General features: G+C 43.1%; 14 protein-coding genes. All 14 read right to left on the bottom strand.

Annotated elements, in window-relative coordinates:
* Positions 1 to 91 precede the first annotated feature (91 nt).
* Positions 92 to 781 (bottom strand): hypothetical protein, encoded by a 690-nt coding sequence (locus L641_RS0120720; protein WP_024601355.1) that lies wholly within the window; start codon positions 779 to 781, stop codon positions 92 to 94.
* Positions 781 to 1,272 (bottom strand): hypothetical protein, encoded by a 492-nt coding sequence (locus L641_RS0120715; protein WP_024601356.1) that lies wholly within the window; start codon positions 1,270 to 1,272, stop codon positions 781 to 783. The genes L641_RS0120720 and L641_RS0120715 overlap by 1 nt, the downstream gene beginning before the upstream one ends.
* 7 nt (positions 1,273 to 1,279) lie before the next feature.
* On the bottom strand, positions 1,280 to 3,637 hold the full coding sequence (locus tag L641_RS23335) for a phage tail protein (protein ID WP_084298554.1): 2,358 nt from the start codon (positions 3,635 to 3,637) through the stop codon (positions 1,280 to 1,282).
* A 3-nt stretch (positions 3,638 to 3,640) separates the two neighbouring features.
* The gene (locus tag L641_RS0120700) at positions 3,641 to 4,270 is read right to left on the bottom strand and encodes a hypothetical protein (protein ID WP_029750329.1); all 630 of its coding nucleotides are present in this window, start codon (positions 4,268 to 4,270) and stop codon (positions 3,641 to 3,643) included.
* Positions 4,267 to 5,463, bottom strand: coding sequence for a baseplate J/gp47 family protein (locus L641_RS0120695; RefSeq protein WP_024603002.1), 1,197 nt, complete (start codon positions 5,461 to 5,463; stop codon positions 4,267 to 4,269). Before L641_RS0120695 ends, L641_RS0120700 begins: the two co-directional genes overlap by 4 nt.
* Entirely contained in the window at positions 5,463 to 5,798 is a 336-nt protein-coding gene (locus L641_RS0120690; protein ID WP_024603001.1) for a DUF2590 family protein, read from the bottom strand. The genes L641_RS0120695 and L641_RS0120690 overlap by 1 nt, the downstream gene beginning before the upstream one ends.
* Complete coding sequence (locus L641_RS0120685; RefSeq protein ID WP_024603000.1) at positions 5,795 to 7,588, bottom strand: phage tail tape measure protein; 1,794 nt, start codon at positions 7,586 to 7,588, stop codon at positions 5,795 to 5,797. The genes L641_RS0120690 and L641_RS0120685 overlap by 4 nt, the downstream gene beginning before the upstream one ends.
* A gap of 188 nt (positions 7,589 to 7,776) precedes the next feature.
* Complete coding sequence (locus L641_RS0120675) at positions 7,777 to 8,040, bottom strand: putative phage tail assembly chaperone (protein WP_024602999.1); 264 nt, start codon at positions 8,038 to 8,040, stop codon at positions 7,777 to 7,779.
* Positions 8,041 to 8,043: 3 nt separating this feature from the next.
* Positions 8,044 to 8,301: a hypothetical protein gene (locus L641_RS0120670; protein ID WP_024602998.1), complete on the bottom strand. Its 258-nt coding sequence runs from the start codon at positions 8,299 to 8,301 to the stop codon at positions 8,044 to 8,046.
* On the bottom strand, positions 8,298 to 8,852 hold the full coding sequence (locus L641_RS0120665; protein ID WP_024602997.1) for a hypothetical protein: 555 nt from the start codon (positions 8,850 to 8,852) through the stop codon (positions 8,298 to 8,300). Before L641_RS0120665 ends, L641_RS0120670 begins: the two co-directional genes overlap by 4 nt.
* A gap of 2 nt (positions 8,853 to 8,854) precedes the next feature.
* Positions 8,855 to 9,415 (bottom strand): pesticin C-terminus-like muramidase, encoded by a 561-nt coding sequence (locus L641_RS0120660; RefSeq protein WP_024602996.1) that lies wholly within the window; start codon positions 9,413 to 9,415, stop codon positions 8,855 to 8,857.
* Between the two features lie 4 nt (positions 9,416 to 9,419).
* Positions 9,420 to 9,620 (bottom strand): TraR/DksA C4-type zinc finger protein, encoded by a 201-nt coding sequence (locus tag L641_RS0120655; protein WP_024602995.1) that lies wholly within the window; start codon positions 9,618 to 9,620, stop codon positions 9,420 to 9,422.
* Positions 9,621 to 9,632: 12 nt separating this feature from the next.
* Positions 9,633 to 10,082, bottom strand: a complete 450-nt coding sequence (locus tag L641_RS0120650) for a phage protein (RefSeq protein ID WP_024601300.1) — start codon at positions 10,080 to 10,082, stop codon at positions 9,633 to 9,635.
* Positions 10,083 to 10,093: 11 nt separating this feature from the next.
* On the bottom strand, positions 10,094 to 11,212 hold a 1,119-nt coding region (locus L641_RS0120645; RefSeq protein WP_253944079.1), incomplete at its 5' end, for a DUF2586 domain-containing protein.

Below are 11,212 nucleotides of genomic sequence, written 5' to 3'. Positions count from 1 at the left end.
GCGACTACTCTACCCCATCGCGGTAAATGTAATTGGCCGGTTAGTTCTGGAAACAACCGGCGCACAATTCTTAATATCGCTTTTTCCATTGTTACCAACTTATTTGCATGTTTGTGCCTTGAAACTCAACGGCGGTTATACGTTCGTCATTGGCAGTTACGTTTGGGCGTATCATTGGGGCTGCTGGCATTTTTGCGGTTTTGCCTGCTTGATGATCGGTCATGAGTTCTTTTGCTATTGTTACTGGTTTATCAAACCAAAAAGAATCAGCATAACTGCCAACAAATACTTTACCGTTACCCTGTTGATACCAAACAAAATCGGCAATACGGAACGCACGGCCAATATTGTTTAACATGGCATATCCTGAACTATCAGAGTAAAAACACGGTATGGCCGTATCAGCATAGGCTTTATCGGGTATTACAAAATCAACGCCTGTTTGTGCTGTTATCTCATCAAGCACTTGACGCATAGTTGGATGGCGCAGCATCACCGTTAAATTGTAAGCAAGTGATGCAGACCACTCACGGCAAAAAAGCGTAAACCAGCCATTAACCGCAGGTAGCACACGTTCAACATAGCCGTTAAATACTCGGTCAACCATATCGCCCCAACCTAAATCAACCGCAACCGGTGCTAACTTAGCCACACTTTGGTTAACGGTTATTTGGCAGTTACCTGGTGTTGATGCCTGTAGCACTACCCAGTGATCTTTCATATCAACTTTTTCATTATTGATATGAGCGCGAGCAATAAAACGAGCATTAGCGGTGGCCATTATGCGGTTCTTAGTTTTGCAAAGTTATCTTGTAGGTGCTGTTGTAAATTAGCGTATTGCACTTCGCTTTCACCACCTTGCTGATTAGCTTGCGCTTGGGGAGCGCGTTCCTCTACTTTTTCAGGAACCGACCTGCACTCACTAAGCGTAAAATTCACAGCCCATTGCCGGGTAGTTTCTTGTTCAACAGCTTCAATTTTACTGCTAAAACGCACTTGTTTAACCCCTAGCGTATTTGCAGTGCGATTACTTATACGATAAATAACACGCGCTCCGCCCTCAGTCGCTTCGGCTAAATTAAACAAATCGGCCAAGTTATCAGCCATAGTGAAAGGTAAAAAACCACTCACAGCTAACGTTTTAGCCTTAATACCCGTTTCAGCCTGATCAGTACTTGATGATTGGCCGCTGGCGTCTTCGCTGGCAAGCTCTTGGCTAGCCGTAATGCGAAGTGATTTAAGATTTATTGATAGCGAGTTGAGGTTTAGCATTTATCACCTAAAATATGTAAGCAAATATCTGATAGTTATGTAATAAAGCGTCATTAACTGGAGTTCCATCTTTAATGTTTTTAAGATTAATACTCCAATGAATAGAACCTTCATCACCTATACTTCCTGATTTCCATCTAGGTGATAATTCATGTGATAATGGACTGTCACCTATCATGCTCACATTGATCAAATTTGCGGGTTTATATAGCTCTAATTTAATATTACCGTTTAAAAGATCTGATTTATCAATACTTTTTATACCGAAATTTTTCCAACTGTCACTTAGTTCACCTCTATAAATAACACCTGCCGCTACTATTTCAGTACTTTCTTTCATCACACTATTTGGCACCTCTACCTTCTTATTAGTAAACTCACCATATACTTGGCAAAAACCACTTTGTTGTTCTATACCATCACCCGTTATAACCTCAAATTCTAATAAAGTAATTCTTTTAATAGGGTTATCTTTGTTATCTAAGTTTCCAGGATTAAACTTAATAATATTGCTGTCTTTTGTTTTAAAGTCTTTATTATTAAAAGAGAACTTTGTAATGTTACTAAACCTATTTGGTCCATATATTGTTTGGTCAAAGTAAAGAGACGATAAAATAATGGGTGAATGTGTTTGATCTGCTATATAACTGGCAAAATCAATATATCCTGACTTATTTGGATGAACATTGTCTGCAAACATTCCATCCTTTAAGTTTTTATAATCCCCTGTTCCATTTGTAGACCAGTGTAAATAATCGATAATTTCAACATCTTCAAATTCTGATTTAAAGTCTGTTTGGAGCCACGTATTAAATTCACGTGCTTTCTTTTCTTTTGCATCGTTGTATAGAGCATATGCGCCAATATTGCTTAGCATTAAAATAATATTATTATCTTTACAACTTTGTGCAAAATATCTGAAATTGTTTTTCATAGTATCTATTTCAATACCAATACTTATATCGTTAATACCAACATGCAAGTAAACTAAATGCGGCAACTGGCCACCAAAGTTCATTGTTTGATTACCTCTACCATCACCCACTTCTTTTATTTGATGTAATACATCCCTTTCCCATCTACTTTTAATATCTACAGATGTTTGACCACCAATACCATGATTTAAAAATGGAATAGTGAATTTGTTGGATAGCTCAAAGCTTAACTGCCCCACTTGCGATTTATAGCTTTCCATATAATCAACATTCCCTGAAGGGTGAAGCCTTCCGTGCTGTTCTGGATGACCTTCTGCAATAGAGTCTCCAATAAGTACAGCATAAGGCATAACCAAATCTAAATAAGCACCATACTCAGCTTTAACCAAAACACCTGTGTTTGCATCAGTAGACTTAATTGAGTTTGATTGATTAATATCATTAGGCTGATACGCACCATTTGAAAATGCTAAAGTATTAGCGTTAATGCATGACATAAAACCTTTCTTAATTCGATTAACTTCCTCAAACTTTTTATCTGCCTCTAACTTTTTTATAAATGTATCTTGCACCCAGCTTTTTTCAGAAAATTTTGATTCCGATCTAAAGTCATTAATTGTGTTTACATCTATTATTTGAACAAGTTTAAAAACATAATGTTCTATACCATTTACATCAATGTAATCATCCATTTCGGTGTTCGACACAGTAAACACCACTTGTGGTTCCCATTGGCTTGATGCGTTGCCATCGAAGTAAGCATCAACATATACAAATTGCGGATAGCTTTGCAAAGTTAATATTTTCTCATTCTTTAATTCCACACGCAGGCCACTTACATAACCTACGCCCGGTGTTACGCTAAATGTATTGGCGGTTGATCGCGGGACTACTTTAAAGCCATCATCAATAAACCAGTCCTTGCCGTTCATGTCGCTAGCGAGCTGGCGGGTTAGCTCATCCATGCCGCTTAAACGTGCAGTAAAGTCTAACTGCCATGTTTCTGGCGATACGCTAATACCCGCCAAATCTGCTATGCCTGAGTATTCAATACCAAAGTTACGGTTTAGTGTGTTACCGGCACTGCCTGGCGCGGTGATTGTTTTGGCAACAGTTGGTACATGGCTAATGGCTACTAATGTTTGATTTATTGACGAATACAGTCCTACCCAGTTAAATTCAAACGGGCCCGTAACGCTATCGAGAACCGTTGAGTAAACAACTACGTTGTCGTTAATACGGCCTGTTTGCTGCACGTTTTGTTGATGCACAATATAGCTGTTTGGAATGCCTTCGTTGCGATCAATTGTGCCGGTTGGGTCTTGCCCTGCTACGTTAGCAAAAATAAAAGTGTCTATGTCTAATTGTTGGTTAGCCTGTGCCTTGGTTGCAAATAACTTTTCGCCGGCAATCGTTATAACTTGTGCCATGGTTTAATACTCCTGTTTAACATTCGCGACGGTAAATTCAGCATGGCTGTCCATCGTCATAAATCGGTTTGTTGGTAATAAATTGGTATTTAATTTGGCTATAGTGAATTCACCATCACCATCAAAGTTTTTAGGGGGTGCAGCTACAGTTTGCTTGGCAATAGTCACGTATTCATAACGACGAGTCGTTCGCCCATATTGGCGGCATAATGCATTTATTAAATTTTGGCGTTCGCCTAAGTCGGCATCCAGCAGTTGCAAACTCACAACATCCCAATCAACCGTACTTATTCGCTCATCAATGGTTATCCATGGCATACCGAGCTTTTCAAACATATCAAGCCAGCCGCTTTTGCTCCCTGCCCCTTTAGCAAATGGCAAAGCGTACTTAACGCGCGTTCTGTACATCAGCTCTGTTTCGTTAGGTATTTGAGTAATGTCTCGCTCCCATGCGAGTAAATTAACCAACTCAAGTTCGGCGGTCATTGGGTCAAGCTGCTTAGCAGGCCATGCCAGCATGTCTGCTACACGCTGCCAATAAATAACGGCTGCTTGGCGTAGCTTATCGAGCTCACTAGCTGGCCTAGCCAGCCAGTAAGGCATTTTAGTTAGCGCTTGCCAGTTTATGTTCATAGTGCATTACCGTTTTCTATAGTTAGCGCAGTTAAGCGCGGCACATTGTTTTGGCTGGTTATATCGGTTTGGTGCCAATTTAATGAATCAATACCGTCAAACTCTCTATGTAACTCTTGGCTTAATCTGCTAAAGCTAAAGCGGCTAGCGGGTTGTGTTTTAGTCACTGTGTAATCGGTGTTTTCTCTAAACGCACTGCGTATAAAGTTTTCAACGTTTGTTAGCAATGCGGTTACTTGGGTCGCTAATAAATAGCCATGCGGGTAAACAGTTACACCTACACTCACATTTACACCTGGCATAGCAATTACTTGTAAATCGTCGCCATGACCATGGAAGCCTTTTTCCATTACGTATTCGTTTAAATCATCAATTAAGCTTTGGCTGGGTGTACCTGTGTCTAACAAAATATAGGCATTGGCAGTACCAGGGCCACGCGGTGCATCGTGTTCAAAAAATATATTGTCGGTATCAAGGCCACTGCGCTGGGTTAAAATAGCGCGATAAACGGCGTCAATGTGCCAAGGCGCTGCAGCGGTAAATGCGTTACGGGTGCGTAGTTTTAAATCTTGGTTTGTCTCGGCATCCGCGCCAAGCGCATCAAGCCAGTTTTCATCATTAACTGCACTGGCAATACCCGTTACCGACTCAGGTAAAATATGGTAATAACCTGCGCCTAGGTTGTATGCTGCCCCTGCATTTTCGGCAACAACAGGCACTAATACACTTGCTTGGTTTTCAGGTAAAATTACATCATCAACCGTTAGCACACGGTAAACTGTGCCGTTTATAGCGTCGGTTTGTATTACGGTACCGGCGCTAATTAATAAACCTGGTCCTGTAATAGCTGCGCGATTAAATCGCACTTTGCCATGTGCTCGCTCTTCACTTTTACGCGTTAAGTCGTGCTCCCATGCTTTGGCTTCAATAAATTCGCTATCAGTAGCCGTTTGCAAAAATAGATTAGGCAGTATTTTTTCTATTAATATTTTGTTGACTACCCATGTGGCAGGCTTTGCCACAATCGCGCTAATAAGTCGCCAAAATGGTGAATAAGGCGAGTCGTTAGCAATAATACTGCCGCTTTCATCTACGTCTTGTTTAAATAGCGTTTTCCAGCCGTCTTCTGTGGTGGGTATACCCGCTTTTTCTACAATGCGTTTAAAGTCAATTATTGGGGTTAAGTCAGCCATTATTGCGCCTCTATGATCAATGATGAAATAGCGCCAAATTCGATGGTTTTAGCATGCACCCACCATTGGCCTTTTTGGTTCTCGTTTTGCTGAACTTTTACCGTGCCAGGCATAATGCGCACATCATCTTCAACCAATAGCTTTATTTGCGTTTGGGTGTCTTGGGTTGTGCCAGTTCCTCGGTCGCTTACTAATAAGTTTGCAAGGCCTGTGTCTAAAATGGCATGCACAATGTCTTGAGCAATCACATCACGATCGGTTAAATACATGGGGTTGTGCCCTGCATCTAACACCACGTCGCCATGTTTAATCTGTAAATCGCGATAAATACTCATGAGTGCATCTCAACAAAGTTCATGTAATTGGTATCGCCTTTGGCTGGGTTAATCGTTACGCTGGCAATGTGGGTCGATTTTTGTTGGTTAGCGTTGCTAATTTGCTGGGTAATACCGCCGCGTTCAACTCTGCTTTGAACTGGGGAAATGGCCGCAATGCTTGGGGTGCTGCTAGCTTGTGGTTGTGTGGCTGGCACTTGCTCTAGGCCAATTAAACCTTTTACACCTTCAAAACTGGTGTCTATTTCAATGCCCGCTAGGCTTGCTAGTTCTTCAATTGCCCATAGCAATGGTGCGAATAAAAACTCTACGGCTTTCCATGCGTATTCAAGGCCAGTGAGTAACACGTTTACCCAGCTAATATCAGCAAAGCTGGCTTTTAGGTCATCCCAGTAATAAATCAGTGCGCCCACTGCTACAACTGCAGCGGCAATACCCGCGACAATTAAACCAATTGGGTTAGCGTACATGGCAATGTTTAGCGCCAGCATGGCTCCTCTTAAAAAAGTAATTGATGCTGTCCAAGCAGCGCTTATACCCCTGCCAATTAATGCGGCTGCATTCCAAGCAGTAGTAGCCATAGTTGCAGCTCCCATTACAATAGAAATCAAACCGCCCGCAGCTACTAAGCCCAATACACCTACAGCGGCATAGCCTAGCCATTTGGTTAGTGTTGGAAATTCTTCTGTAAAACTTAAAACGCCTGATCCCATGTCGGCAATTAAGCCCACAAAGTCGTTAAAGGCTGGCAAAATCGCAGAGCCTAACGCTGCACGTATTACATACCAACTTTGGCTTAAACGCTCGCTTTGGTCGGTCATTGCTGAAGCCATTTTTTCAGCTTGCTCCATACCTTTAACTTTACCCAAAGCGTCCATATTTACTCTTAATGCATCTGTATCTTTCGAAAGCAAATCAATAAACCCTAATGCTTGATCAGTTCCAAATGCCTCTTTTATTTCTAGCCTGTCTGAAGCTATTGTTAAATCACCATACTTACCTTTTAATTTTTCTAATATTTCTATTGTTGGTAATAACTTTCCATACTGATCAGTAAAGTTCATCCCTAACTTTTCTTGAGCTTTTGCAGCTCCGCCCAAGAATGCTTTGTATTGTGTTGCTGACTCACCTCCGCCAAGTGTTGACTGTAGCGTACCGAGTATTGCCATCTGATCGCTTAACGCTTCTTTGGATGCGCCACTCATTCCTTTGAATGCATCAGCCATTTTTTTACCGTCAGTCTTAAATACTTGAACTGCGGTAGCTGTCATGCCTGTTAATTGTTGTACCCATTCGCCTTTGCCCATTGATTCGGCTTCATTTTTAAATGTGCCATACATGGTACCCATATAATCTGTGATGGTGGCAGCGTCCGCTTTGGTGGCTGCAGCAAGCACGTTCCCTGATAACGTAAACGCTGATAAGTCAGCATCGTTAAGGCCTGCAATGGCGCTTTGTATGTCGTAGCTCGATTTAACAAATTCGGTAGACGATTTGCCGTACTTAAGCGCAAATTCGTATGATGTATCAGTCAGTTGTTTTAGTGCCGATTCGCGCACACCTAATGACTTAACCTCGCCCAATGCACGATCCATTTCAATGGCTGGCATCAATGCGTTTTGCAGTGCATAACCACTGGCCGCAATACCCGCAACGCCCGACGCCATTTTCATGGTGCCGCGTTGATAGTCGTTGGTTAACCCATTTAAGCTATTGCTTATTTTGGCAATAGGCTTAGTTATTTGGTCAACTAATCCAACGGTAAACATTAGCTGTTGCGGTAAACTCATTTACTTGCCCCCAAAGGCTTTGCACACGGCATTGGTAATTATGTTTTCTAAATCTTCTCGCTGGCGCTTAATAAGCCATGCAGCCCGAGCAATGTTTAGTTCGCTATCGTCTTCGTGGGGCAATATTTGCCGCCGATACGTTAGCAATTGCTCAAGCTGGTTGTTGCCTATGGCTTCAACCAGCGATTCTATTTTTTTACGCTAATTTCAATTGCTGGCGCAAACTCCTGCTGCAGCAAGCCACAAATTTGCATTGCTGCGCCTGGCGAATCACTTAACACTTTGCGTAATTGTTCTTTGTCACTATCAACAACCGAGCGCATTACAAAGTTATGCGCGGGCGCTACTTTGTTATTAGGCATAATGTCGTTTAGGTAGCCGTTATAATTTTCGGTGGTAACGTCAAAGCCCAGTTCTTCACCTGCTATTGTTAAAGTAATGTTCTTGTTCATGGGTTAATCCTTAGAATGAGTAGTTAATAATTTTTGTAACGTTTCAAATCCATCTCGCATACGGCTTTCCATACGATCGGTTAATTTGTCAAAATCGGTTTTGGTGGCGTAGGTTTCGGCCACATGGGTTTTATGGTCGCTTAGCTCTTTGGCCGTGGCTTTGTGGGCATTAAACAAGCTCACTAACAGCGGCACTAATATGGTTAGCACTAAGCTAATAAATGCAATGGCGACCATGAGCCACGTTGCTACTTGGGTCATTTTGCTACTCCTTGTCCTGCCGTTTTTTGCATTAGGTTCATTAATTTGTCTTTATCGTTCGAGCTTTTAGTAGCGCTTAACCAAAATGCAGCGGCGTTAGCTAGCAACACGAACAAGTTGCCAACCAAATACACTATTAGGTCACGGTTTCGCTCAATGTCGGGGCCGTAAAACAAAGCACCTAATACCGCCGAGAACAAAACAAACAGTAAGATGGTGAGCGTTGAGGGCATCCAATGATCTTTATTGTTAGTTCGTGCGTTTTGGCGGTCGTTTAAATCCGCTTTGTATTCTTCAAGTGCAATTTTTTGCAGCTCAATATTAGCCTGGCGTATTTGCTCACGTTCTTCGTGTGCCCACTGTTGCAACTTAAGCGCTGCATCAGGGTTATTTTTTAACTCAGCAGCCACCGCTTCTGGCGTATTTTCTGTGCCTAATGCGCCCGCAATTTGGCTACCAATACTTACCGCTAAACCTACAGGGCCAGTTAATAAAGGAGCTACTGCGCCAGCAATACCGCCTACTGTGTTTGCAATTTTTTTCCATTCCATAATTATTGCCCTGCCTGTTTTAAATAACTTGCTTCACGCCAACGGCGCGTTGTGTATCGGTCGCCAAAATCTACCAGTTCATCAATCATAGCTTTTGTATTTTGAGTAATGGCCGTGCGCCAAAAGTTGGGGCAACGCTTTGCTAAATTGCCATACTGAAACGCCACCGATGCAATCACGGTTTGCATGGGCTCTGGCAGTTGTTCAAACTTGATTGCTGAATGTTGGTTATACTTTTCGACTAACAAAAATAGCGACTCAAACTTTGCACAGCGATCAATTAGCGTTGCTTCATCTTCGGTTACTTTTAACGGCATTAGCTTAAGCATCATCTCTGCGTGTTCGCCGTGTTGCTCGCAGTACGGTACTAACTTATCGATTAATGAAGGTCGTGCGATAAAAAACATGCGCTCTAAGTCTTCGCGTGATCGCTGGCCAATATCAAAGCCGGTGGCAATAGTTACCCCAGACCTAGAATTAGCCGCATCGGGCACATAGCCTTTTAACTGCGCGCCGCCTTCAAGTTCTGAAATAAAGCTGTAATTCACTTTGATATTGTTCATTTTGCTACTCGCTTAACGATTGGCACGGTACACAGCGCTGCACACCTTTAATGGCTTTTTGCCGCGCTTTGGGTATTGGGTCGCCGCAATCAATGCAATCCGTTGCACTGATCACGCGGCTGTTGTTAAGTCCTTTTAAGCGCTGATCGGTAAACCGTTTTTCAGCGCGTTCCTGTGCTATTACTAGGTGGTCTAGATCATCCATTTACTAACTACCTTATTGCACTATGTTTTCAATTTCTTCGGCGCGTAAGTACGGCACACCGTTGATTTTTACAAAGTCGGGGTCGGTTACATCAAACGGAATTTTAAACAGGCTGGCTTGGCCACCTTTTTTGTCTATGTCTAAAATGTCGCTTAGCTTAATGCGGCAACCAAACGCTTCTACTTTTAGCTCGTCTTTGCTGGTTTTTGCATAAAACATAATGTCGAACGGTTCCATTGCGCGCCAAGCGCCTGCACTTTTTGCCGCATCTGATATAAGCGCAAAGTTACTGGCGTTAACCGATAGCTCACCGCTGGCCGCTACATCGCCATCAACAAAACCATCAGGCACGCCACTTGTTTGGCTCACGGCGCTATTGTCGGTAATAGCCAGTGATGCCGTGTCAACTTGGACCATAATGTCACCCAAGTTCACGTTAAAATTCATTCCAGATAAACGCATGGTTAGTGCTCCTAGTTGCTGCTTAAATCAAGCATGATGTTTACGGTAATTTCTTTTGGCGAGTTGTAAGGGCGAACAACCAAGTAAATAACCACCGCTTTGTTTGTGGTCCATACAATCGTTACATCGCCCTCTACTGGCGGCTTAATATCACCCGGAAACTGCGTGCCTAAAATGGTGGTGCTTTTGCTCATGGCGCGCAGTGGCTTCATAAAGTACGACTTGTTTAGTTCAATGCTGTTAGGCGTTGAATTAAGCGCACGGTTTGCAACACGGCGAATAGCTAATACCCGCACTTCTCGGCTGGCTTTATGCACTGGGCGTAAATGCTCAAGGTATTGGTAGTCACCGCCTGCAGCGTCGAGCGTTTGGGCATCGCTCCAATAAACACCCTCAAAATCGCTATACCACTGCGGTACGCTCATGCGTTTATTTGCTAGGGTTTCTAGTGTGGCAAGAGACAGCGGCTCGTTTTCTCTGTCAACCGGTGCCGCGCCTAGGCCTAACACACTGCCCGTTGCTACGCGCATGGGGCTGTCGGCAATGCTTACGCTGCGGTCACATAATCGCCCTGCTAATACGCCTACGTTATTGCCGTGTAATTGCGGTACGGGCACCACTAAGTGCGCGGCAATATCGGCTTGCAATGCAATGGTTGCGGCTTCATAGGTTGGCCATGTTTGCGTAGCTGCATCAATACCAGGCACGGCAACCAATGCCGATACAAAACGGCCTAATGTGGCTTGCAATGATGTTAGGTGATCATGAATATCTGTGAGTTCTGCGCTTGCTGTTTGCTCAGCACATACCACTACCATTTCAAAGCTTTGTACTTCGTTGGCGCGGTCAATGGCATCAACAATGGTTTCCAGTTCGGCCATTGGGTAAACCGCTGCGGTCCAGTTTTGGCCTGCGTTTAATTGCGCAGCAATAAGCTGATCGCGCAGTGGGCTATCTGCAAAGGTTTTTTCTAAGTCGGTTTTAGCGCCAATGCTAAATAATTGGCTTTCTTCATCAACCGAACCTGCACGGCCAACAAACAAGAAGTGTCGCTCAACACCTTGGATGTCACCTTGCCCTAAATTCAAATTGTTAACTTGCACTTTACCTAGTGACATGTGTTTATCCTC

This window comes from Pseudoalteromonas sp. TB41, from assembly GCF_000497975.1.
GTDB lineage: Bacteria > Pseudomonadota > Gammaproteobacteria > Enterobacterales > Alteromonadaceae > Pseudoalteromonas > Pseudoalteromonas tetraodonis.
The sequence above is the reverse complement of the archived record's forward strand: the minus strand, read 5'-3'. Positions and strand labels throughout refer to the sequence as shown.